Source organism: Streptosporangium sp. NPDC048886 (assembly GCF_055586905.1).
The window spans coordinates 1-22,629 of the sequence record NZ_JBVJHH010000032.1 but is presented as its reverse complement, the minus strand read 5'-3'; the positions used below and the strand labels follow the sequence as shown (position 1 = coordinate 22,629).

Sequence of the window (22,629 nt, the reverse complement as noted above, 5' to 3'; positions counted from 1 at the left end):
ACCGCGTTCCGTGAGATCTCGTTATGGATCACGATTCTCTCTTCCATGGCGATAAATCCGCGTTTACCGTCTAGGCAGGATCGGGGCCGACGAGAGGCGGTCGTGAGCGTGCGGCGATGGAGAGCGGTCTGGCTGGTGCTCGCCCTGGCATCCCTGATCGCCGTCGGCGCGGGCGGCGGAGCCGCATCCGCGTCCGCGCGGCAGGCGGACGACATGGACGACGACATCTCCGCGGCTCTTTACGTGGTCAACCGATACTGGACGGCCCACTGGCCGCGGTTGTTCACCGGGAGATACTCCTCTCCGGCCGTTTTCGGCGGTTACCAGCGGGGCGGGAGGAAACCGCCTTTCTGTGGCGCGAAGCGGCTCGACTACGACAACGCCTGGTACTGCCGCAACGGCGACTACATCGCATGGGACGTCGACCTCATGGAGGACGGCTACCGTTCCGGGGACGCATGGGTGTATCTGGTCATCGCCCACGAGTGGGGGCACGCCATACAGCGGCGCCTCCACGACGACCTGGTCCTGCGCACCTACGAGCTGCAGGCGGACTGCCTGGCGGGAGCCGTCCTGTACGGCGCGGCCGACGACGGGATCCTGCGGTTCGAGCGGGGGGACCTGGAGGAGATCGCCGCGGCGCACCGGAGGCTGGGCGACGAGACGCCGTGGACCGACATCAGCGATCACGGGACCGCCGCCCAGCGGATGTCCGCCTTCAAGCGGGGCGCGCGCTACGGCGTGCCCGGCTGCCTGCCCCGCTGAGGCCGCCGTCCGGCGGACCGGTGCGGCCGGGCGGGGCGCTAGGAGATCAGCTCGGGCAGCCGGCTGATGTGGCCGGTCAGGTAGGCGCCGAGCTCCCGGGGGACCAGGTTGATGGCGGTGATCTCGGCCGGGTCGAGCGGTAGCCGTACCACCTCGTAGAGACCGCGGGCCGGATCGGCGAACTCGGGGCCGCAGCGCAGGGCCGGATCCATGGAGACCAGGCGGCAGCCGTAGACGTGCTGGGTCTTGACGCCCCCCGCGCGGACGCACTCCAGCGTGGTCAGCGGGGTGACGCCGGAGACGGTGGCGCCGAGCTCCTCCATGACCTCGCGGTGGAGGGTGTCCTCCAGGGAGGCGTCCTCGGGCTCGACGTGGCCTCCGGGGATCGACCAGTAGAGCTCCTCGCCGGGGACCGTGCGCCGGAACAGCACCAGCCGGTCGTCGTCGAGCAGGACGGCGCGGACGCTGGGGACGAGAGGCATCCGATCATTGTGTCATCACGCCCTGACGGTCCGTCGGCCGTCCGCCATCTGCCCGACCGGTATGGCGATGTCGGATGGCAGATCCGGTGTCTGCCGGTGATCCGTCACAGGTATCGGGCGCGAGCCGGCGCGTTCTCCGGTCGTCGAGGTGGAACACCTTTCAGTTCATCCGGCGCCGCGGGGTGCGGTCACCTGCCGCGCGCGTCCGAGCAGGCACCTCTCCGGCAGCGGACTCCCTTCGGATGCCGCGGCCCTTCAGATGTCGCGGCGCAGACGCTTGAGGTCGGAGCGCTGTTTCTTGGCGGTGATCCGCCGCTCGACGGCGCCCCTGCTGGGCTTGGTCGGCCGGCGCTTCTTGGGCGGCGGAGCGATCGCCTCGCGCAGCAGCCGGACCAGGCGCGTCTCGGCGGCCTCACGGTTGCGCAGCTGAGAACGGAACTCCGAGGCGGCGATGGTGATGACGCCGTTCACCAGGCGGGGACCGAGGCGTTCGAGGGCGCGGGCCTTGAGGGCCGGGCCGAACGCCTCGGTCGCGCCGAGGTCGAAGCCGAGCTCCACCCGGCTGTCGGTGGTGTTGACCCCCTGCCCGCCGGGGCCCGAGGAGCGGGAGAACCGCCAGTGGAGCTCGGCCTCGGGGACGGAGACCGAACCGCTGATCTGAAGCGGACCGGGCATGGCGGGTGACTCCTTCTCCTGGGGGCGTGCGTTCAGAATAACTGGACGGCAAACCCATATATCAAGCGATTTATGCCCCATTCAGGGCGTGCCAATGGGAGTGGTCTTGTGGCGTCCGGCTCCTTCCGTCACAGTGACTCGGGGCAGTCGTGGAGCACGGCGGACAGGAGGCGGGGGCGCGTGGACAAGATCGTTGGTGTGCACGGGATAGGCAAATACCACTACTACCGCGACGCGGGAAACTCGATCGGCGGCGCCGCCGCCGCGGTGCGCGGCAAGTGGGACCGCTACCTGCACAAGGGCCTGACCGGCGGCAGGCCCTACGCCCAGGAGCGCTACATCACCGAGATCGCCTACTACGCCCACCTGCTGGGCGAGCACAAGGACGACTCCCCCCGCGCCGTGCAGAGCATGGACGCCGGCGCCCAGGAGGTCTTCGTCGCCTGGGCCAGGCAGCTCGACTCGGTGGGGGAGGGGCTGACCGGCGCGCTGCACCGGATGACCGGCTGGCTGCTGGACCGCCTGCAGGGCGACGCCGCCGAGTTCGCCAAGTTCTTCTGTCCCGAGGTGGCCGCCTACATGACCGCCGGAGGCGAGGCCCGGTCGCGCTCGCGTGCGGCCGTGGCGGAGGTGATCAGGCGCAACCGACCGAAGGTGGTGATCGCGCACTCGCTCGGCAGCGTGGTGACCTACGAGACGCTCTGGGACAACCCCGATCTGGAGGTGGAGCTGCTGATCACCCTCGGCAGCCCGCTCGGCATGCGCAACGTGATCTTCGAGCGCCTGCTGCCCGCCCCGGTCAACGGCTGGGGGGCACGGCCCCGGCAGGTCAGGCGCTGGATCAACATCGCCGACAAGGACGACATCGCGGCGATCCCGCCGGGCCTGCGGTCCTGCTTCACCGGGGTCGACCAGGAGGCCCTGGTCGACCTGGACTGGCTCGACTTCCACACCGTGGAGAAATATCTGGGCTGCGGCGCGCTCAACGACCACCTGAGGCCGTACCTGGGCTGACCCGGCCCCGCCGGGAGGTCGCCGACGCGAGGAGAGCTCTTCGCCCCGGTGTCGCCCGCCGGTCGGGCGGCGTTGACGGCCGCGGGCAGGGGCTCGCCTGTGCAACGGCTGTTCACCCCGCCTTGACGCGCAGGCCACGGCGGCGACAGGTGGGGGCGTTGCACTGGCGGTGTGGAGCAGAAGCCGTCACGCAGAGTGTTCCTGTCCGTCGCCGCCGCGGGTGCGGGCGGCCTGTTGCTCACCGGGGCGGGTCTCGCCCCGGCCGCGGCCTCCAGAGCCCTGGGCGGCGACCCCTTCACCCTCGGGATCGCCTCCGGCGACCCGTCGCGGGAGGGGCTCGTACTGTGGACCAGGCTCGCCCTCGACCCGCTGGGCCCTGGCGGGCGGGGCGGGATGCCCGCCCGGGACGTGGACGTCGAATGGCAGCTCGCCGCCGACGAGCGGTTCGCCGAGGTGGTCCGGGCCGGCACCGAGACCGCGCGGTGGGAGCGGGCGCACAGCGTCCACGTCGAGCTGGACGGGCTGGAGCCCGGGCGGGAGTACTTCTACCGCTTCCGCGCCGGCGGCCACCTGTCGCCGGCCGGCCGCACCCGCACCGCCCCGGCGGTCCTGTCCCCGCTCACCCTGGCGATAGCCGCCTGCGCCCACTACGAGCACGGCTACTACACGGCCTACCGGCGGCTGGCCGAGCAGGACCCCGACCTGGTCGTGCACCTGGGTGACTACATGTACGAGTACGCGCCCCGGGGGTACACCGCGCTCGGCGGGAGCGTCCGCCGGCACACCGAGGGCAAGTGCGCCACGCTGGCCGACTACCGGATGCGGCACGCGCAGTACAAGAGCGACGCCGACCTGCAGGCCGCGCACGCGGTCGCGCCCTGGCTGGTCGCCTTCGACGACCACGAGATCGAGAACAACTGGGCCGCCGGGGTCTCCAGCAGCGGCGCCGCGGACTTCGCCCGGCGCAGGGCCCACGCCTTCCAGGCCTACTACGAGAACATGCCGCTGCGCCGGGCGAGCCTGCCCGGTGGGGCCTCGATGCGGATCCACCGCCGGGTGGACTGGGGGCCGCTGGCCCGCTTCCACCTGCTCGACACCCGGCAGTTCCGCGACGACCAGGCCTGCGAGGACGGGCTCAGGGCCGGCTGCGACGACCGGCTCGCCACCGGGCGCACCCTGCTGGGGGAGGACCAGCGGCGCTGGCTGCTCGACGGGCTGGCCGCCTCCGGCGCCCGGTGGAACCTGGTCGGCCAACAGGTCCTGATGGCCCAGCGCGACTCCAAGGTCGGCCCGGGCACCGAGGTCAACATGGACTCCTGGGACGGCTACGCCGCCGAGCGCACCCGGCTGCTGACCGGCTTCCGCGACTCCGGCGCGGCCAACCCGGTCGTGCTCACCGGTGACGCGCACATGCACCACGCGGCCGACCTCAGACTGGACTTCGACGACCCCGACTCGCCCCGGGTGGCGGTGGAGCTCGTCACCTCGTCGGTCGCCAGCGACGGCGACGGCTACCGGGACAGGGGCCGGGTCGCCGAGACCCTGGCGGAGAACCCCCACATCTCCTATCTCGACCAGCGGCGCGGCTACATCGTCTGCCGCCTGACCTCCGACGAGCTGCGGGCCGACTTCCGCACGCTGGACTACATCAGCCGCCGCGGCGCCCCGGCCAAGACCGCCGCCCGGTTCACCGTCCCGGCCGGGGAGTCGTCCTTGGTCTGACCGCCGGGACCCGACTGCGGGGAATTTCCGGCTATTTGTTAGATGATGCGGCATATGAGTCACCTCCCCACGAGGCTCACCGCCGCGGCTCTCGCCGCCGCGCTGGGCGGCACCCTCCTCCTGCAGAGCCCCGCCACGGCCGCGGCCCCCGCCGCGGCCCCCATGGTGGCCCCCGCGGCGGCCCCCGCCACCGCGACCGCCGCCTTCCGCTACGAGGTCTACTTCCCCAAGTACGTCCGCCGAGGTGGATACCTCACCTACACCGTCAAGGTGCACAACCGTAAGACCCGCGGCCAGCATTACGTGGCGCTCGTCGGGACCTTCTCCAGCCATTTCCGCACGATCAAGGTGATCCGCAAGCCGCGCAGCGTCAAGTGCTCGGTCGACCGGCCGGCCGTGGCCTGCCGGATCGCCTCCCTCGACAAGGGCGACTCGACGACCGTCACGATCCGCGCGTGGGTCGGCCCGCGCCGCGGCACCGCCACGGCCAAGTTCGGCGCGGTCGTCACCGACGATCCGGACGCCCGCCTCAGCGAGCTGAGGAAGCGCATCCGGGGCGGCATCAAGGCGAGGTCGCGGGTCCTGTGAGCGCGTAGCCGAAGAGCGAGTCCCCGGCGGCGGTGGCCAAGGTCTCCGCCGCCGCCGGGCGCACCCCCGTGTACGCGCCCCTGCGCACCGCCGTCCGCAGCAGGGTGAGCCTGCCCTCGCCCGGGGCGGCCACGGCCAGACCCCGGCCCGGGACCGCGGCCAGGGCGGCGCCGAAGTCGCCGCCCCGGCCGGTGACCAGCACGTTGCCCGCCCTGCTCAGGCCGCCGGAGCGGCCGCCGGCGAGCACCTGGACGGCGTTCTCCCCGGGCACGCCGACGGCCAGCTCGTCGTCCCCGTCGCCGTTGAGGTCCCCGGCGGCCAGCGCGGCGCCGAACCGGTCGAAGTAGCGGGGCTCGCCCTTGAGGGACCGTTGCGACCAGGCCTCGGAGGTCGCGGTCCGCAGCCCGGAACGCGAGCCGTAGACCACGTCCACGGTGCCGTCGCCGTAGTCCATCGCCCGCTGGTCGTCGGTCAGGCCCTCACCCGGAACCCCGATCGCCAGGTCGTCATGGCCGTCGGCGTCGAAGTCGCCGGTGGCCAGCGCCGCGCCGAAGGCGTCCCACGCCTCGCCGAGGCCGGCGATCCCGGGGCTGTCCTGGGTGAGCAGGGCCGCCCTCCTGCGGCGGACGTCGAGCACGGTGACCGACCCCTGGCCGTTCCGCTTCAGGAACGTGTCGCCGGGCGCGCCCACCGCGATCTCGGCCCGGCCGTCGCCGTCGAAGTCCCCGGCCGCCAGCACCGCCCCGAACTGGTCGGTCGCCCTGGCGTCCTGCCCGACCCAGCCGCTGTCCTGGTCGATCACCTGCGGCCGGCGACCCTTGAGGCCGTACACCCCGACGCCGCCCCCGCCCAGGCCGGGCACGCCGACGGCCAGCTCGTCGTCCCCGTCGCCGTCCAGGTCCCCGGCGGCCAGCGCGGCGCCGAACCGGTCTGGGCCGCGCCTGCGGCCCAGATCCCCGGAGTCGATCATCTCGCCGGGACGCAGCCCGGCCGGGGAGCCGTGGAAGATCTGCACGGCGCCGTCGCCGTCGGCGCCCGGCCGGGAGCGGTCCTCCTCGGAGACGCCCACGGCCAGGTCGGCGCAGTGGTCGCCGTCGAAGTCCCCGGCCGCCAGCGCCGAGCCGAACGCGTCCCCGGTCTCCGCCTCGCCGGGCACGCCGGGGCTGTCCTGGGTGAGCCGCCGCCCGGCGCGCGTGCCGTACAGGACGGTGACGGACCCGGCGCGCGCGTGCCCGCCGACGGCGGTGTACGGCGCGGCGACCGCGAGGTCGGCCCGGCCGTCGCCGTCGAAGTCGGAGGGGACGCCGGAGCAGGTCCCGGCGGCGGCGGGGGAGGCGGGGACGAGGAGGGCGGCGAGGACCGCGGGGGCGAGGACGGCGGAGGCGAGGTGCGCGGCTCTCATATGCCGAATGGTCTCCGGGGATCCGGACATCCGGCCCACAGGGATATGAAATCCACATGACCAGCACGGGTAGAGAACATGCCGGGACCCGTGGTGAGCAGCGCGCTCGGTGTCCGCGCGGCCGGTGTCCGCGCGGCCGGCGTGGGCGCCTCCCGGGCGCGTCCGGCCGCCGCGCAGTTCAGCGGCGCGCGGCCCGGCGGTGCCGCAGCCCGGTCGCCGCGCAGTTCAGCGGTGCGCGGCCCAGTGGTGCGCAGCCCGGCCGCTCACAGGCCGGCCGCGAGGGCGCGGGCGAGCCTGCCCGCGGTGTCGTCGGCGGTCCCGGTGTCGGTGAAATGGCCGAGGAAGGCGTGCTGCAGGCAGGCTCCGAGCAGCAGCGCGGCCACCGCCTCCGGGTCGGCGTCCGGCCGGACCCGGCCCAGGGCCTGCTCGGCACGGAGATACGCGGCCAGCCAGGTGTTGACGGTCTGCGGCCCGGCCCCCCGCTCGCGCATCGCCGTGCGGTAGCCCTCCAGCAGCCGCAGCTCGGAGAAGATCGACGCGGCGATGGGGAAGCTGTCCTGGTAGAAGGTGATCGCGGCGTGTGCGACCCGCTCCAGGTTCTCCTCGACCGTGCCCTGTCCGGCCTCGTCCGCCAGGGTGGCCAGGAGGCGGGGGAGCCGGCCGGGCACGCGCTCCTGCAGCACGGCCAGGAAGAGGTCCTCCTTCGCGCGGAAGTGCTTGTACAGCAGCGCCTCGGAGCAGCCGGCGGTTCTGGCGATCTCCTTGGTGGTGGCACGGGCGAGCCCCTGGGCGCGCATGACCTGTGCGGCGGCGTCGACGATCCGCTCCCTGGTGCTCTGCACGGTCTCTCCTGGTTTGACAGTTGGTAAGTACTCACTAACCATATGGGGTGAGTGGACACTCACCTATCGTCCCGGGCGTCCCGGGCAGAGGTCAGGAGCGATTCGATGAAGCTGACGGTCTTCGGAGCGAGTGGCCGGACGGGCGTCCATCTGGTCCGGCAGGCGCTCGACGCCGGGCACGAGGTGACCGCGGTGGCACGCCGGTCGTCGCGGCTGCCGTTCGCCGAGCACCCCCGGCTGAGCGTGCTCCGCGCCGACGTGCGCTCCCCGGAGGCCATCGGCCCCGCCGTCGCCGGCCGGGACGCGATCCTGTCGGCCCTCGGCCACACGGGCGGGCGGGTCCCCACCGACGTCTGCGCCGCCGGGGCCCGGGGCGTCGTGCGCGCCATGGCGGACACCGGGGCGCGGCGGCTGATCGTGGTCAGCGCCAGCGGCGCGTTCACCGACGGCGGCGACGGGCCGGCCACCCGGCTGCTCGTCAAGCCCGTCCTGCAGCGGGTCCTGCGGCACTCCTTCGACGACACGCGGGCCATGGAGGAGGAGATCCGCGCCACCGGCCTCGACTGGACCATCGTCCGTCCGCCGCGGCTGACCGACGGCCCCCGCACGGGCCGCTACCGCACCTCCCTCGACCGCAACGTCCGCGGCGGCCTCACCCTCTCCCGCGCCGACCTGGCCGACTGCATCCTGAACCGCCTCGACGATCCGGCCACCGTGAAGGCCGTGGTGTGCGTCGGATACTGACCGGCCTTCTCCTGGCCGTGGCCCCAGCGGCCGTCCGGCAGCTCGATCTTGTTCTCGGGAGCACTGAGCTGGGCTCTCTCCCCGGCACGGCGCGTGCTCCCGGAAGGCAGGACCGTCCCCGATTCCGAGCCCAGGACCTCCACGGAAGTCGGCTTACCTGATCCCTGCTCGGGTCCGCCGGCATCCGCTGCACATTGCGGGCGTCCCGGTGCCGTCCGGCGCGGCTGAGGCCCTACCGGGCTGCGCGCCATGGCGCAGCGCGTCGACAAGCTCGGCGGCAGCCTCGAGACATGGCGCGACGGAGACTGGTCCCTGTTGGACGCTACCGTCCCGCTCCCGCCGTCCCTCACGCTTGCCCCCGACCGATCCTGGAACCCCGCACCAGGACCGCTCGGCCAGGCCGTGAGGGATTGACGGGCGATCCGCTCCGCCCTTGCGGTGCGCGGTCACGGTGCGGATCTCTCGCTCGGCCGGTGGCTTCCCTGAGCGCCAAGCTCATTTGCCTAAAGCTTTTAGGCAAATGCATAATGGATGTCGTCGTATGGGAGGAAGGTTATGGCTAGAGCAGGGCTGACCCCGCAGCGCCTGGCCCGGGAAGGGGCGGAACTGGCCGACGAGGTCGGCTTCGACCAGGTGACCGTCTCGGCGCTCGCGCGACGGGTCGACGTCAAGGTCGCGAGTCTGTACTCGCACCTGAAGAACTCCCAGGACCTCAAGACCAGGATCGCCCTGTTCGCGCTGGAGGAACTCGCCGACCGGGTGGCCGCCGCCCTGGCCGGGCGGGCCGGCAGGGACGCCCTGGCCGCATTCGCGGACGCCTACCGCGACTACGCCCGGGAGCACCCGGGTCGCTACGCCGCCGCCCGGCTCCGGCTCGACCCCGAGACGGCGGCCGCCAGTGCCGGCGTCCGGCACGCACAGATGACGCGGGCGATCCTGCGTGGCTACGACCTGACGGAGCCGGACCAGACGCACGCGGTCCGGATGCTGGGCAGCGTCTTCCACGGCTACGTCAGCCTGGAGACGGCCGGAGGCTTCAGCCACACCGACGTCGACCCGCAGGAGTCCTGGGCCTGGATCCTGGATTCCCTTGACGCTCTGCTGCGGAACCGGGCCACACCCTGACCAGCGGCGGGCCGCACCGTGAAGGCGGTCCGCCGCGCCGTACACCGGTGCGCATGTACATTCCGGAAATACTGATCAACAAGTTGAGACAATGAATACTGAGCACGACTGGATCACCACACCCATCACCGCGGACATATTGCGCGGTTTTCTCGACGTGGAAGCGACCGCCCACGGCCTGCTGCCGCATCGGCTGCCCGCTCGGGCACGTCGACAGATCCCTGACAACCAACTGGCCATGGCCGAGGCGCAGCCCTCCGGCGTGCGGTTGGCCTTCCGCACCCGGGCCACCATGATCGAACTGGACACGTTGCCCACCAAGCGGATCTACCGCGGCTTCCCGGCCCCGCCGGACGGCGTGTACGACCTGCTGGTCGACGGCCGTCTCACCGCCCAGGCCACGGTGGCCGGCGGCAGAGTCCGCACGATCGTCGACATGGTCACCCAGTCCGCCGAACTGCATGAGGGACCTGCCGGCACCGCCCGGTTCACTGATCTGCCGGCGGATGACAAGGATGTCGAGATCTGGCTTCCGCATACGGAGGTCACCGAGCTGATCGCCTTGCGCACCGACGCCCCGGTCGAGCCGGCGCGGGACAGCGGGCGCAGAGTGTGGCTGCACCACGGCAGTTCCATCAGCCACGGTTCGAACGCCGCCCACCCGACCGCCACCTGGCCGGCCCTGGCAGCCGCCCGGAGCGGAGTGGAGCTGGTCAACCTGGGGTTCGGTGGCGGCGCGCTGCTGGACCCGTTCACTGCCCGTGCGATGCGGGACGCCCCTGCGGACCTGATCAGCGTCAAGCTCGGCATCAATGTCGTCAACAGCGACGTGATGCGCCTGCGCGCCTTCACCCCTGCGGTCCACGGCTTCCTGGACACCATCCGCGAGGGGCATCCGACCACTCCGCTGCTGGTCGTGTCCCCCATCCTGTGCCCGGTCCAGGAGGACACTCCCGGCCCCCTCGCGCCCGACTTCGACGGCGGGACCTTGCGGTTCAAGGCCACGGGCGATCCAGCCGAACGCGCCGCCGGGCGTCTGACGCTCAACGTCATCCGCGACGAACTCGCCCGGATCGTCGAACAGCGGACGGCTGACGATCTGAACCTGCACTTCTTCGACGGCCGTGACCTTTACGGCGAGACGGACTACGCCGAACTCCCGCTGCCCGACGAGGTTCACCCTGATCCCGCAGGACACCGCCGCATCGGCGAGAACTTCGCGCGGCTCGTGTTCGGCGACGGCGGTCCCTTCGCCGCCAAGACCGGCTGACCGCACCAGCCTGAGCCCCGCGTGTCCGGCACGTCCCTGACAAGAGATCGTCCAAAAGCCACGCGTGTCCGGAGTGCGAGCCGACCGGCCGTTGCTGCGTGCCGACCGAGCGCCGCGCCGCGCACCGGGCAGGACGCTGGCGCCAAGGTCGCGGGTCCGTTCGCCACCCGGCCGCCTGCGAAACGGCCGACCTCGGGTGAGGGCTGGCCGCCCAGCGCCGCGAGCGCGCCCGGATCCGCAGCGAGAAGGGCGTGCGCTGGGGAGGCCGCCCACTCACAGGCAGGCCGCCTGACCCGCTTACGGCACATCATCCCTTCACAGGAACCTGGGCGATGGCAACGAAGTTTTGGCTCATACCCAGGATCGATGGCTCCGTCTCGAGCAGACGCAGCACGGCCAGAACCCGCTCTCGCTGCTCAGGCTCCTCCAGACGCTGGGCGAATTCGGTCAGCAGCTTGACACTGCCGCTAGCACCGACGAGCGCACGCAGCTCCAGCCCGGCCTCCTCCACCTCCTCGGTGAGATCCTGCGGCCGGTGAAAGAACGAGGTGGTGAACTGCGCCGGGTCACCGCTCGGGTTCCGGTACTGGCCGTCGGCGAGGAACCTGACATTCCCCTCGGAGTCGCCCGGCCCGACCGGCGTTCCCCGGGCGATGTCCTCGAAGAGCGGATAGAACCGGGACAGAGCCTTCGCCACGACGACACCACCCGGTCTCACCACTCGCCGGGTCTCCCGCAAGGCCGTGATGCGGTCGTCCCTGCTCGTCAGGTGGTACAACGGCCCGAGAAGCAGTGCGGCATCCATGCTGCACGCGGCAGCTTCCAGGGCACGCGCGTCTCCGACGGCCGTGCTGGCCAACGGGATGGAGGCGACTCGAGAGGCCGCCTCGGCCTGTTCGACGTGCAGCGGCACCGGATCGATCAGGTGCACCTCGTACCCGGCCGCAGCCAGTGGCAACGCGTAGGCGCCGGCACCACCCCCGACGTCCAGTATCTGTGCAGGCGCTGGCGGCAGATGCCGCTCCAACAAGTCCCACACCCGCAAGAATTCGATCTGCCGCCCACCGGAGGTCAACCGGTCCTGCTCCAGGCCGTGCTCGTAGTACGCCAAGATCTCCGCATCCACCATGCCGCGGACCCTAGATCAGAAGCGTCCGTTCGGCCACTGAGATTCGACCAGCGGCAGCGTGAGGACGATCTACGGGGTGTGGGCTGCGCGGTGTGTTTCTTTTTGTACTCCGGCCGCCCCTCCGCATAGCGGGGGTCCCGGTAGCAATGAGGAAATTTCCAACGGATATGCAGGTCGAAGTCTCCGTAAGGCCCTTCGGGCATAATCTGACGACGGACCGCTGACCTGTATATCCGTCGCTTCCTGCGCCGTCACTATTGGGACCCCACTCTGTTCGGGGCGTCACTGAGCTGTGGGTGACTGCCTGCGGCAACCGGCGGCGACAAGGCGGCCGGGTGCCGATCGGAACGTCGAGCGCCTCGGCCAGGTGTCGGTAGGTCACAGGCGCAGCGCGACGGCCGCGGGTCGGGCGCAGAGTGAGGGACAGGATGGTCCACCGTCCGGGGTGGCTGCGCGCGCCACTCCCCGCCACTTTCACTTTATATCAGACTCGTGCGTCTCATGAGGCGCCAGAAAGTGCTTCATACTTGCCCGTTGCGAACCGACCCGACAAAAGATGGAGCAACGGAATTGGGTTACGTGCTGGGTTTCGAGGAGATCGACTCGACGAATATCGCAGACGTCGGCGGAAAGGGGGCGCACCTGGGCGAGCTCTCGCGAATCAATGGCATCCGCGTGCCGGACGGATTCTGCGTCACGACAGACGCCTTTCAGCGGGTCGTGGCCGAGGCGCCGTCGATCGACGCTCAGCTTGACCTGCTGTCGCGCGTGAAACCGGACGACCGCGCGGCGATCCGTACCCTGAGCGCCGATATCCGCCGCATCGTCGAAGGCGTCGCGGTTCCTGACGATCTTGTGGCAGCGATCAGCGGATCGCTCGCCCGGCTCGGGGAGCGAGCCTCCTACGCGGTGCGTTCCAGCGCGACGGCCGAGGACCTGCCGACCGCATCCTTCGCCGGCCAGCAGGACTCGTACCTGAACATCGTGGGCCTACCGGCGATCCTTCGGCACGTCCGGAGGTGCTGGGCCTCGCTGTTCACCGAGCGGGCAGTGACCTACCGGTGCCGTAACGGCTTCGACCACCGCAAGGTACGGATGGCCGTGGTCGTACAGCAGATGGTGTTCCCGGACGCGGCCGGGATCCTCTTCACCGCGGACCCCGTGACCTCGAACCGGAAAATCGCCACCGTGGAAGCCGGTTGGGGGCTCGGCGAGGCGCTTGTCTCCGGTCTGGTCGCCGGGGACGTCTACACGGTGCGCGACGATCAGGTCGTCACCACAGCGGTCGCCACCAAGCCGCGGTCCGTCCAGGCGTCGCCGGGAGGCGGTACCCAGGACGCGCCGATCGAACCGCAGCGGCAGACGCGGCCGGCTCTGACGGATGCACAGGTCGTGCGCCTGGTGCAGTTGGGCCGGCGCATCGAAGCGCACTTCGGCAGGCCCCAGGACATCGAGTGGTGCCTTGCCGGCGATGACTTCCACATCGTGCAGAGCCGGCCGATCACCACCCTGTTCCCCATCCCCAGGACCGATGACCAGGAGAACCGTGTCTACGTCTCCGTCGGTCACCAGCAGATGATGACCGACGCGATGAAGCCGCTGGGACTCTCCCTGTGGCAGCTGACGACCCCACGGCCGATGCACGAGGCGGGCGGACGGTTGTTCGTCGACGTGGCCCCCGTCCTGGCGACGCCCGCGGGTCGCGCGCACCTCCTCGGGACCCTGGGGAAGTCCGACCTGCTGGTTCGGGACGCGCTGCAGACCGTCCTCGACCGCGGCGACTTCATCCGCTCGCTTCCGGACGGAGATCCCATCGCCGCACCCGCCGGTGACCCACCCGCCCCGATCGAGACCGATCCGGCCGTTGTCACCCAGCTGATCCGGCACAGTCAGGCGTCCGTCGCCACCCTGCGGAGCGAGATCCAGACTCTGTCCGGGCCGGCGCTGCTCGACTTCATCCTGGCCGACATCGCAGAGCTGAAGCGCGTCCTGTTCGATCCGCGGAGCCTCCAGGTGATCATGGCGGGGATGGAGGCGACCTGGTGGCTCAATGACCACCTCGAGGCGTGGCTGGGCGAGAAGAACGCGGCCGACGCGCTCACGCAATCCGTCCCCCACAACGTCACGTCGGAGATGGGGCTGGCGCTCCTCGACGTCGCGGACACGATCCGACCGCACGCGGACGTCGTGACGTTCTTGCACCGCGTCGTGGACGAGGGGCGGGAGGGCGACGGCTTCCTGAACGAGCTGGCCGAGCTGGCCGGCGGACGGGAAGCACGTGACGCCATCCGGGGCTACCTCGACGAGTACGGCATGCGCTGCGCGGGCGAGATCGACATCACCAGAACGCGCTGGAGCGAGCGTCCCGCCACGCTCGTGCCCACCATCCTCGGCAACATCAAGAACTTCGAGCCGGGCGCCCGGAAGCGACACTTCGAACAAGGACGCCAAGAGGCACGACGGAAAGAACAGGAACTGCTGACGCGATTGCGCGCCCTACCCCACGGGGAGCAGAAGGCCGAGGAGGCCAAGCGGATGATCGACCGCGTCCGCACCTTCGCCGGATACCGGGAATACCCCAAATACGGCATGGTCAGCCGCTACTTCGCCTACAAGCAGGCGTTGCTGCGGGAAGCCGATCGCCTCGTCCGCTCCGGCACCCTGCGCGAGAAAGAAGACATCTTCTTCCTCCGGTTCCAAGAGTTGCAGGAAGTCGTGCGCACCAACGAGGTGGACGCCGAACTCATTCTGGAAAGGCGGGAGGCGTTCCGGTCGTACGAGGCGCTCACACCGCCCCGGGTCCTCACATCGGACGGCGAGGTCATCACCGGCCGGTACCGGCGTGACGACGCCCCGACCGGCGCGCTGGCCGGCCTCCCGGTCTCGGCCGGGACCGTCGAGGGCCGTGCCCGTGTCGTCATGGACATGGCGCAGGCCGATCTCGAGGCGGGCGACATCCTGGTCACCGCCTACACCGACCCCAGCTGGACCCCCCTGTTCGTCACCGTCGCCGGACTGGTTACGGAGGTAGGCGGCCTTATGACGCACGGGGCGGTGATCGCGCGGGAGTACGGCTTGCCGGCCGTCGTGGGTGTGGAGCAGGCCACCCGGCTGATCCGGGACGGGCAGCGGATCCGCGTTCACGGAACCGACGGGTACGTCCAGATCCTCGCCTGAACCGTCACCTCGGACCCGGGACTCCAGCACTCGAGGCGGGCCGTCTTCGGCACCCGATCACTGAGCCTGGATCCACGGCCCGACCCCGACTGATCATTTTGGTCTTTCAGGTCATGTCCGTGCTGACAGGACGGTGTTACCACCGGGACCCGCACAGACACCACCGTGGTTACGCGACCGACTCTCCAGCCCCGTTCTCCGCACATGGCGCTCCGTCGTGGGGCAGACGCCCTACCTGATCCGGCACTGGTTGTGATCGGTGCGGCTCAGGTTCGGTGATGTGTGGAAAGCGGGGTCAGCGGTGTGCGGTGAGGGTGTAGGCGCCCCGGGTGCAGCCGGTGATGCGCCAGCCGCCCGGTGCCTGCCGGGCGGTGACGTCGGTGATCGCGGTACTACGGACGACCGGCCGGGCGCCGCCGGGGAACCAGACGTCGAGGCCGCACCCGGTGCCCTCGCCCTGGGCCGTGAGGCTCGCCCGGTCCGACGTGAGGCCGGTCAGGCGGCCGGGGGCGGAGCGGGGGTAGGGGCGCGAGAGCTCGGCGACGTACTCGGGGGGCGGGGGCAGGTCCTTCCCGGTGGCACAGTCTTCGATCATGAGGTTGCCGCCGGTCCTGGATTCGGCTCCGGCGTGGGCGTCGCCACAGGACTGCTTCCAGACCCAGAACGCGCCGCCGATGCGGTGCCGGTCCTCTTGGTCGGTGTATCTCGTGATCGGGGCCGAGGCGGCGTCGCCGAACCACCCCCACTCCCCCGACCAGAGCCCGGCGCGGTAGTACGCCGCCGCTCGGCTCGCCAGGTCGAAGCCGCGCTCGATGCTCGTGATGGTGAGGCCGCTGCCCTGGTCGATGGTGATCGACTCGTTGTAGAGGTGGGGGGCGAAGACGAGCAGCCGGTCGTCGGTGAAGTCCTTGGGCACCGAGACCTCGAAGCCGAGACCCGACCAGAGCACGGACGGCTCGAAGAAGACCAGGTGCGGGAAGCCGCGCTTCTCGCCCGCCCTGATGGCCTTGATCGCTCGGTCGTAGTAGCGGCCGAGCAGGACGCCGGAGGTGATCGGCGGGGCCTCGCCGAAGCCGGGCTCGTTCAGCAGGTCGTATCCGGCGACCATCGGCTCGTCCGCGAACCGCTCGGCCAGCATGCCCCAGACGGCGACCAGGCGGGTCTGGATGCCGTCCCTGTCTTGGTAGAAGTTGGTGAAGGCGCGGGCGACGGCGGGAGAGATGTCGCGTCCGGTGAACTCGCACTTGGGGGCGCCGTCGAAGCGGTCGGCCCAGGTGGGGGCGCCGTCCCAGCCGTGCATCGGGGAGCCGTTGTCGCAGGTGGTGGCGGGGGCGGCGTTGACGCCCTTGCCCCAGGCGTCCTGGTGCATGTCGAGGACCGTGCGCAGGCCGTGCTTGGCCGCGGTCTCGACGGCCCAGGAGATCCTGGCGAGGTAGGCCGGGTCGTAGTGGCCGGGCCGGGGTTCCAGGGCTGACCAGGACAGGGCGAGGCGGATGACGTTGAAGCCCATCCGCTCCATGCCGGCGAAGTCGGCCTCGGTGAGCGGTCGCGTCACCGCCTTGCCGGGAAATTTCTGGAAGTAGTCTTCGAGCTGGTTGACGTTCACGCCGCGCAGCAGCACCTCGTTGCCGTCGGCGTCGACGATCCTGCGGTCGGCTGAGAGCGTCAGGCCCTGGGTGCGTGGTGGCTGCGCGGTGGCGGTGCCGGGCTGCAGGAGCGGTAGGGCGAGCGCCGCGGCGGCCACGACAGCCGCCATCCATCCCGGCGCGGGAAAGGCGACGCCCTTACCGGCCGGGAGGACGCCCTTACGCGCCGGGAGGAGGGCGGTTCTTCGCACCGGGCGGGGGGCGGGCAGGACGGCGACGAGGGCTGCTGTCACGAGGGCGAGGAGGGCGCCGAAGGAGAGCGCGGGGGCGAGGCGGAGCATGATCGCCGGTGCCCAGAACGTGTCGCCGCCCGCCAGGTCGCCGGGGAGCCCGACGGCCACCTCGACCAGGCCCAGCGTCGCGGCCGCTCCCAGCGCGGAGATCCCGGCCACGACGGCCCGCGGCGAGGTGGTGGCGCTGAGCCAGCGGTTCAACGCCCAGGTCATCACGCCCAGCAGGGTGACGGCGGCGAGGCAGCCCAGCGGTCCCGCCTCGGGCGCCGGGGCCAGCGGGGAGTCGCCGATGGCGTACCCGACGGGTGAGCCGCCCCACCACACCCCGCCGACCGACGCGCCCAGGACCACGGCCGCCCCTGCCGCCACCCAGCCCGGCCCCACGGTCGGCGGGAAGAACGGCCCGGAGGCCTCAGCGGGTCCAGCGCCCGGCCCTGGGGCGGGCGGGGAGGTCGAGCTCGAAGGAGGTGGGGTGGGGTGGCGGCGCAGCAGCTGCGTGAGCCAGGTGGCCGCCAGGACCGGCAGGCCGAAGAGCGCCGCCTTGAAGCCGGTGAATCCGGTCGACCACGCCAGGTAGACCACCTCGCCGAAGGCCATCACCAGCGACATCATCAGCTTGGCCGCCATCGCCGACCACACCACCGCGCCCCACACCAGCAGCGCCGTACGCAGCGGGGCGCGCCCGCGCGCGACCACCCACGCCAGCACCCCGACCCCCGCCAGCAGCAGCGGCACGTAGACGGCCTGCGCGGCCACCTGCCAGAGCCCGGCGACGGGTAGCAGGTCGGCGCCCGTCCAGGTGTACGGCGCGGCCAGCCCCGACGGGTCGAACACCGCTCCCAGCACGATGACGGCGGCCAGCATCATGACGGCGATCGGCGACAGCCAGTGGTTCCTCATAGTGTCGGCGACCATACATGAGCATTGCTCACAAATGAAGAGCTAGATCCACAACAGCGCGGAAGAGGGCTTGAGCAGCAACCGATCGGCCAGTGGCGTCAGCGGGCTGACATCAGCCGGACCGGGCACCGGACAGTACGCCACCGGCGTCACCATCAGCGGCGCGCACATGGCCGACCTGCCCATCGTCAGCCACGACTGGTCCTCGTCCGGCATGTGCCAGGCCACGGACATGGGCTCGCGCCCAGGTCGACGGCGCCGACCGTGACGTCGCCGATGACGCGTGTCCACCTGCCCCCGACCCTCGGCCCCGGAGTCGGCTCCAGGTCGACAGGGGGACACGCGCGAAGCGGGCCGCTCCCCGGAGGGAACGGCCCGCGTCGGATCTGTTCAGGTCAGTTGATCGTCACGATCGTGCCGGCCTCGTTGGGGTATTCGATGTAGCCGGTCGCCGTCTGGTCCGGCTGGCCGGACCAGGTGGCCGTCAGTGGGAACGTCGTTCCCGGCGTGACCTTCGGCCTGTCGGGCGTCACCGTCAGCGCGCCGGACCCGGAGCCGGCGCCCACGACGTTGATCTGCGTGCTGAACGGCGTCTCGGCGCTCCCGAAGGTGAGCACGGACAGGGTGTACCTGCCGGGCCTGGGGTTGGCCAGGACCGCGCGGTAGTCCTCCCACGAGGTGACCCAGGCCAGGCCCTGCATCGCACCGCCCTCGGTGTAGCCCAGGATGGCGCCGACCTCCGTCTCGGGGTCGCCGGGGATGAGCTTGAAGGAGACGGCCTTGGCGCCTTCGGGCACGACGACGGAGACTTCCCTGCCCCAGATGTCGCTGGGACTCACGGTGCCGGGCACCGGGTCGGCGGAGACGGGCCCGTAGGCCTTGACGGGGAACTTCGACACGCCGGGGGTCACGTCGAAGGTGAGCGAGCCCGCCGGACCCGTGCCCTTGACCTCGGCGGGCGCCTTGGCGCTCAGCGGGGTGACCATGATGGGGCTGCGGACGGCGGTGTTCTTACCCTGCCAGGTCAGCGAGCCGACGATGGCGCCGGCGCCGGTGTGGCGCGTCATCTCCATGGTGACGGTGAACTCTTTGGTCTCGCCCGCCTTCTTGAAGACCAGGGTGGAGGGCTGGACCTTGGTCCTGACGCCCGGCAGGTCGACGGCCGCGTGGTAGACGCCCGGGGTCAGCGCCGTGACCTTGCGGGTGAGGGTCCTTGAGCCGAACAGGGCGCCGACCGCGATGCTGGGGTAGTTCAGGTCGCTGGTGGCGATGGGCGCGGCGCCGGTGCCGGTCTTGACGCCCAGCCCCTCCAGGTATCCGTACCAGTCCTGGGCCGCGGCGTCGTAGACCAGGCCGGGCTTCAGCATGCGGGCTGGGTCGACGTGGCCTGAGCCCTGCGCGAAGAGGTCGGGTGTCTTGGTGTCGTACGCGGTGGTCATCATCGCCGACTTGACGGCGGCGGGCGACAGGAGCGGGTCCGTGCCCAGATACAGGGCGGCCAGACCGGCGATGTGCGGGGTGGCCATCGAGGTGCCGGAGTAGAAGTCGAAGTCCTTGCCCTGGTTCCCGGGAGGCGCGACGGCGGCGAGGATCGACACGCCGGGGGCGGCGATGTCGGGCTTGATCAGGTCGCCGTTGTTGCTGAGGGAGGGGCCGCGCGAGGAGAAGCCGGCGACCTGCGGGTATTCGGCGCCCTCGGTGGAGGAGGCGGGGAGCAGCGTCACCGTCGCGCCGGGGGTGGCGGCGTAGGCGAGGACCTTCTCGGTGTCGGGGGTGTTGATGTGCACGGTCGGTACGGCGTGCACGTCGGCGCCGGTGTCCTGGTCGCTGGGGTTGCCCAGCACCATGCCCACGCCGCCGGCGCGCTTGACCTCGGCGGACTTGTCCACGCGCGGGGTGACGCCGCGCACACAGTAGATGATCTTCCCGGCGGCCTTGGCCGGGTCCAGCGACCCCGCCGCGCAGATCTGGGCGTCGGAGTCGGAGGCGGCGGTGTTCTTCACCGACACCGAGGTGGCCAACGGCTTGGGCCCGAACGGCGCGCTGATGGTGGTGCTGGCGCCGCGGAAGGTGCTGCCGTCGCCCAGCCGCACGTCGGCCAGGTAGGGGGCGACGGTGCTCGCGGCGACGGTGGTCGTCCACGGGGCGGTGTTGTCCAGGGTGGAGGCGTCGGGGCCGGAGTTGCCGCCCGCGGTGGCGACGAAGATGCCGGCGTCCGCGGCGGCCAGGAAGGCCAGCTGGACCGGGTCGTCGGTGGAGGACTCGCTCTGACCGCCGACAGAGTAGTTGATCACGTCGACGCCGTCGGCGACGGCCTGGTCGATGGCCTCGATGATGTCGGAGGTGTATCCGCTGCCTCCGTCCGGGCCCTCCCACAGCGCCTTGTAGACGGAGACGGCCGCTCCGGGTGCGACGCCGGAGATCTGGCCGAAGTCGATGCCGTTGGCGGTGGCGGGGACGGCGTGGTTGCCCGCGGCGGTGCTCGCGGTGTGGGAGCCGTGCCCGCCCCGGTCGCGCGGCGAGGCGTACTCGCCGGTGGCGGCGGGGTCGTTGTGGCCCAGCCAGGCCTTGCCGAAGTACCTGGCGCTCACCAGCTTCTGGTTGCACAGATCGGCGGTGAACTCCGTGCCGGTCTCGCACAGGCCGGTGAAGGTGGAGCCGTCGGCCTTCTTCATGACCGTGGCCGTGCCCTGGCGGTAGGGCCGGTAGGGGTCGGCGGCGGTGGGCGCCTCGGTGCCGAGCGAGGGGCCGGCGAAGGAGGGGTTCTCCGGCCAGACGCCGGTGTCGACGACGCCGACCACGATGCCCTTGCCCGCCTTGGCGGTGCCGCCAAGCGAGGCCCACAGGCCCTTGTCACCTGACAGGCCGAGGAAGTCGCTGGAGTTGCGGTCGTCCAGGGCCTTGCGCAGGGTGTCCTGGACGACGGACACGACGCCGTCCGTCCGGTGCAGTCTGAGCGCCTGAGCGGGGGTGAGCTCGGCGACGAAGCTGTTGGAGGCGACGGAGTTGTGCCGCTGCGCGGTCACGCCGACGCTGCGGGCGGTCTCGTCCTGGCGTTTGGTCAGGTGCTCGCGGTAGCGCTTGGCGTCGGCGCTGGCCGTGTCGACCTTCCTGCCCTTGCCCTTGCCCGGCTTGGTGGCGGCGATGCCGTCCACGCCGCCGCTGTAGGTGGCGAGTGGCTGCCCTGCGAGGGTGACGATGTAGGTGGAGGGGGTGCCTGTCACAGCGGGTTCGGCGAGCGCCGGTGCCGCGGCGGAGGTGACCGCCAGCGCGGCGGCGAGCGCCATGGCGCTGTAGACGCGGGGGGTACGGGACATTGCTCCTCTTGAGGGGATGAGGCTGCCACCCGCCCGGCCAAGATCGCCGGAGGGGCCGGTGAGCAGTCAACGGCCTGCGAGGATCCCTTGTCGAGATATGGTTATGACATTTTCGGCCATATGGCCAAAAGGGACACGATCCGGTCAGGTGATACGTGGAGGAGCAGCGGGTTCTCGGCGGGGTGGGGGTCGCGGAGTTCGACGAGCAGGTGTATCGGTTGCTGCTGAGGCAGCCGGGCCGGCGCACCGCCGAGCTCGCCGCCGCCCTCGGGGTCACCTCCTCACGGGTGCGGCTCGCGCTGCGCCGGCTGACCGAGGTGGGCCTGCTGCGCAGGACCGGCCCTGGCGGCTACGAGCCGGTCCCGCCCGAGGCGGCGCTCGGCTGGCTGGTGGACAGGCGCCGCCTGGAGGCGGAGGCGAGCCTGGCCAGGGTACGCACCATGGCGGGCGCCTTCGCCCAGCTCTATCACTCGGGTCGGATGTGGGCCGAGCCCGCGGGCGTGGTGGAGATCCTCTCCGGCGAGGATGCCGTCAAGCGGCAGATGACCGAGCTGGCCCGCTCGGTCACCACCGAGCTGCTCTGCTTCGACAGCCCGCCGTACCTGGGCCGTCCCGACTTCTCCCAGGACACCAACGAGTCGGAGCTGGAGGACACCAGGGAACTGCTGGCCCGCGGTGTGGACATCAGGGTGGTGTACTGCCCCGGCTCGCTCGTCAGGCCGGGCCGCATGGAGACCCTGCTGCGCCTGGCCGGGGAGGGCGAGCGCTCCAGGTTCCTGCCGCGCCTGCCGTTCAAGCTGCGCATCGCCGACCGGAGGGTCGGGCTGCTGCCCCTGGTGGACGGCGTCTACGACAACATCGCGCTGCTGCACCCCTCTCGGCTGCTGGATGCGCTCATCGAGCTGTTCGACGTCTACTGGGAGCGCGGCCAGCCGCTCACCGGCGACTCCCCACCGGTGGATGACAGGCCCGCCGAGGAGGACCTGCTGGTGCTGCGGCTGCTGAACTCGGGGCTCAAGGACGAAGCCATCGGCAGGCACCTGGGCGTCAGCACCCGCACCGCGACCAGGAAGATCGCTGCGGTGGTGGAGCGCCTCGGCGTGACCACCAGGTTCCAGGCGGGCGTGGAGGCGACGGTGCGGGGCTGGCTCTGACCTTCCCCTGGGCCACCGCCCGGCAGCCGCCTCCACAGGGCGGGCGTGAGCGTCCAGCGATACACCGTGTCGGGTTTTCGCCGGCGGTCTGCGGCCGCTGCGGCCACCGGCGCTCACCTGGTCCACGTCTCCAGCGACGCGGTCTTCTCCGGCGCCCGGATCCGTTACGACGAGACCTGCGCCCCCGACCCGATCAGCCCCTACGGCGCGGCGAAAGCCGCCGCGGAGACGGCGATCAAGGCGATCTGCCCGGACGCGGCGATCGCCCGGACCTCGCTCATCGTCGGCGACGGCGGCTCGTCCCACGAGCGCCTGGTGCACGCGCTGGCCACCGGCCGGCGCCAGGGAACGCTGTTCACCGACGACGTGCGATGCCCCGTGCACGTCGCCGACCTCGCCGCGGCGCTGCTGGAGCTCGCCGGCTCCGGCCACGCCGGGGTGCAC

Annotated in this window: 18 protein-coding genes; 10 read left to right on the top strand and 8 right to left on the bottom strand. The window is 71.3% G+C overall.

Going from position 1 to position 22,629, the window contains the following annotated elements; all coding sequences use genetic code 11:
* Positions 1-108 precede the first annotated feature (108 nt).
* Positions 109-765 carry a neutral zinc metallopeptidase gene (locus tag ACZ6R6_RS33025; RefSeq protein WP_470100002.1) on the top strand — a complete coding sequence of 219 codons (657 nt, stop codon included), beginning with the start codon at positions 109-111 and terminating at the stop codon, positions 763-765.
* Positions 766-803: 38 nt separating this feature from the next.
* On the opposite strand, the gene ACZ6R6_RS33020 is transcribed toward ACZ6R6_RS33025, so the two are convergent.
* Positions 804-1,247 (bottom strand): NUDIX hydrolase, encoded by a 444-nt coding sequence (locus ACZ6R6_RS33020; RefSeq protein ID WP_470100000.1) that lies wholly within the window; start codon positions 1,245-1,247, stop codon positions 804-806.
* Between the two features lie 255 nt (positions 1,248-1,502).
* Positions 1,503-1,922 carry an alternative ribosome rescue aminoacyl-tRNA hydrolase ArfB gene (gene arfB, locus ACZ6R6_RS33015; protein ID WP_470099998.1) on the bottom strand — a complete coding sequence of 140 codons (420 nt, stop codon included), beginning with the start codon at positions 1,920-1,922 and terminating at the stop codon, positions 1,503-1,505.
* Positions 1,923-2,102: 180 nt separating this feature from the next.
* On the opposite strand from arfB, the gene ACZ6R6_RS33010 reads away from it, so the two are divergent.
* The 3 genes from ACZ6R6_RS33010 to ACZ6R6_RS33000 all read left to right on the top strand — a co-directional run bounded on the left by ACZ6R6_RS33010 (position 2,103) and on the right by ACZ6R6_RS33000 (position 5,246).
* The gene (locus ACZ6R6_RS33010; RefSeq protein WP_470099996.1) at positions 2,103-2,936 is read left to right on the top strand and encodes a hypothetical protein; all 834 of its coding nucleotides are present in this window, start codon (positions 2,103-2,105) and stop codon (positions 2,934-2,936) included.
* Positions 2,937-3,107: 171 nt separating this feature from the next.
* Positions 3,108-4,658 carry an alkaline phosphatase D family protein gene (locus ACZ6R6_RS33005; protein ID WP_470099994.1) on the top strand — a complete coding sequence of 517 codons (1,551 nt, stop codon included), beginning with the start codon at positions 3,108-3,110 and terminating at the stop codon, positions 4,656-4,658.
* 54 nt (positions 4,659-4,712) lie between these two features.
* Entirely contained in the window at positions 4,713-5,246 is a 534-nt protein-coding gene (locus tag ACZ6R6_RS33000) for a hypothetical protein (RefSeq protein WP_470099992.1), read from the top strand.
* Here ACZ6R6_RS33000 and ACZ6R6_RS32995 read toward each other — a convergent pair.
* Positions 5,221-6,648, bottom strand: a complete 1,428-nt coding sequence (locus tag ACZ6R6_RS32995; protein ID WP_470099990.1) for an FG-GAP and VCBS repeat-containing protein — start codon at positions 6,646-6,648, stop codon at positions 5,221-5,223. The genes ACZ6R6_RS33000 and ACZ6R6_RS32995 overlap by 26 nt on opposite strands.
* A 263-nt stretch (positions 6,649-6,911) precedes the next feature.
* Positions 6,912-7,490, bottom strand: a complete 579-nt coding sequence (locus ACZ6R6_RS32990) for a TetR/AcrR family transcriptional regulator (protein ID WP_470099988.1) — start codon at positions 7,488-7,490, stop codon at positions 6,912-6,914.
* Between the two features lie 105 nt (positions 7,491-7,595).
* Between ACZ6R6_RS32990 and ACZ6R6_RS32985 the strand changes: the two genes are divergently transcribed.
* The 3 genes from ACZ6R6_RS32985 (at position 7,596) to ACZ6R6_RS32975 (ending at position 10,629) form a co-directional block, all read left to right on the top strand.
* Positions 7,596-8,234: an NAD(P)-dependent oxidoreductase gene (locus ACZ6R6_RS32985; protein WP_470099986.1), complete on the top strand. Its 639-nt coding sequence runs from the start codon at positions 7,596-7,598 to the stop codon at positions 8,232-8,234.
* Positions 8,235-8,789: 555 nt separating this feature from the next.
* Positions 8,790-9,359, top strand: coding sequence for a TetR/AcrR family transcriptional regulator (locus ACZ6R6_RS32980; RefSeq protein ID WP_470099984.1), 570 nt, complete (start codon positions 8,790-8,792; stop codon positions 9,357-9,359).
* 91 nt (positions 9,360-9,450) lie between these two features.
* The gene (locus tag ACZ6R6_RS32975; protein ID WP_470099982.1) at positions 9,451-10,629 is read left to right on the top strand and encodes a GDSL-type esterase/lipase family protein; all 1,179 of its coding nucleotides are present in this window, start codon (positions 9,451-9,453) and stop codon (positions 10,627-10,629) included.
* A 307-nt stretch (positions 10,630-10,936) separates the two neighbouring features.
* On the opposite strand, the gene ACZ6R6_RS32970 is transcribed toward ACZ6R6_RS32975, so the two are convergent.
* Positions 10,937-11,758: a class I SAM-dependent methyltransferase gene (locus ACZ6R6_RS32970; RefSeq protein WP_470099980.1), complete on the bottom strand. Its 822-nt coding sequence runs from the start codon at positions 11,756-11,758 to the stop codon at positions 10,937-10,939.
* Between the two features lie 570 nt (positions 11,759-12,328).
* On the opposite strand from ACZ6R6_RS32970, the gene rph reads away from it, so the two are divergent.
* Positions 12,329-14,935 carry a rifamycin-inactivating phosphotransferase gene (rph, locus tag ACZ6R6_RS32965; RefSeq protein WP_470099978.1) on the top strand — a complete coding sequence of 869 codons (2,607 nt, stop codon included), beginning with the start codon at positions 12,329-12,331 and terminating at the stop codon, positions 14,933-14,935.
* 295 nt (positions 14,936-15,230) lie between these two features.
* Here the strand turns inward: rph and ACZ6R6_RS32960 are convergent, their stop codons facing one another.
* From ACZ6R6_RS32960 to ACZ6R6_RS32950, 3 genes are all read right to left on the bottom strand, one after another.
* A complete protein-coding gene (locus ACZ6R6_RS32960) occupies positions 15,231-17,714 on the bottom strand; it encodes a glycoside hydrolase family 5 protein (protein WP_470099976.1) in 2,484 nt (827 codons plus the stop codon).
* Between the two features lie 42 nt (positions 17,715-17,756).
* A complete protein-coding gene (locus ACZ6R6_RS32955; RefSeq protein WP_470099974.1) occupies positions 17,757-17,948 on the bottom strand; it encodes a hypothetical protein in 192 nt (63 codons plus the stop codon).
* Positions 17,949-18,109: 161 nt separating this feature from the next.
* Positions 18,110-21,031 (bottom strand): S8 family serine peptidase, encoded by a 2,922-nt coding sequence (locus ACZ6R6_RS32950; protein WP_470099972.1) that lies wholly within the window; start codon positions 21,029-21,031, stop codon positions 18,110-18,112.
* A gap of 155 nt (positions 21,032-21,186) precedes the next feature.
* Between ACZ6R6_RS32950 and ACZ6R6_RS32945 the strand changes: the two genes are divergently transcribed.
* Entirely contained in the window at positions 21,187-22,185 is a 999-nt protein-coding gene (locus ACZ6R6_RS32945) for a helix-turn-helix domain-containing protein (protein ID WP_470099970.1), read from the top strand.
* Positions 22,186-22,230: 45 nt separating this feature from the next.
* Positions 22,231-22,629, top strand: a 399-nt coding sequence (locus ACZ6R6_RS32940) for a sugar nucleotide-binding protein (RefSeq protein ID WP_470099968.1), incomplete at its 3' end; no start/stop codon positions are given.

Coding starts and splice junctions, on each gene's coding strand:
- ACZ6R6_RS33020 (WP_470100000.1), bottom strand. CDS start 1,247: ATGCCTCTCGTCCCCAGCGTCCGCGCCGTCCTGCTCGACGACGACCGG.
- arfB (WP_470099998.1), bottom strand. CDS start 1,922: ATGCCCGGTCCGCTTCAGATCAGCGGTTCGGTCTCCGTCCCCGAGGCC.
- ACZ6R6_RS33000 (WP_470099992.1), top strand. CDS start 4,713: ATGAGTCACCTCCCCACGAGGCTCACCGCCGCGGCTCTCGCCGCCGCG.
- ACZ6R6_RS32995 (WP_470099990.1), bottom strand. CDS start 6,648: ATGAGAGCCGCGCACCTCGCCTCCGCCGTCCTCGCCCCCGCGGTCCTC.
- ACZ6R6_RS32985 (WP_470099986.1), top strand. CDS start 7,596: ATGAAGCTGACGGTCTTCGGAGCGAGTGGCCGGACGGGCGTCCATCTG.
- ACZ6R6_RS32980 (WP_470099984.1), top strand. CDS start 8,790: ATGGCTAGAGCAGGGCTGACCCCGCAGCGCCTGGCCCGGGAAGGGGCG.
- ACZ6R6_RS32975 (WP_470099982.1), top strand. CDS start 9,451: ATGAATACTGAGCACGACTGGATCACCACACCCATCACCGCGGACATA.
- ACZ6R6_RS32970 (WP_470099980.1), bottom strand. CDS start 11,758: ATGGTGGATGCGGAGATCTTGGCGTACTACGAGCACGGCCTGGAGCAG.
- ACZ6R6_RS32960 (WP_470099976.1), bottom strand. CDS start 17,714: ATGAGGAACCACTGGCTGTCGCCGATCGCCGTCATGATGCTGGCCGCC.
- ACZ6R6_RS32955 (WP_470099974.1), bottom strand. CDS start 17,948: ATGTCCGTGGCCTGGCACATGCCGGACGAGGACCAGTCGTGGCTGACG.
- ACZ6R6_RS32950 (WP_470099972.1), bottom strand. CDS start 21,031: ATGTCCCGTACCCCCCGCGTCTACAGCGCCATGGCGCTCGCCGCCGCG.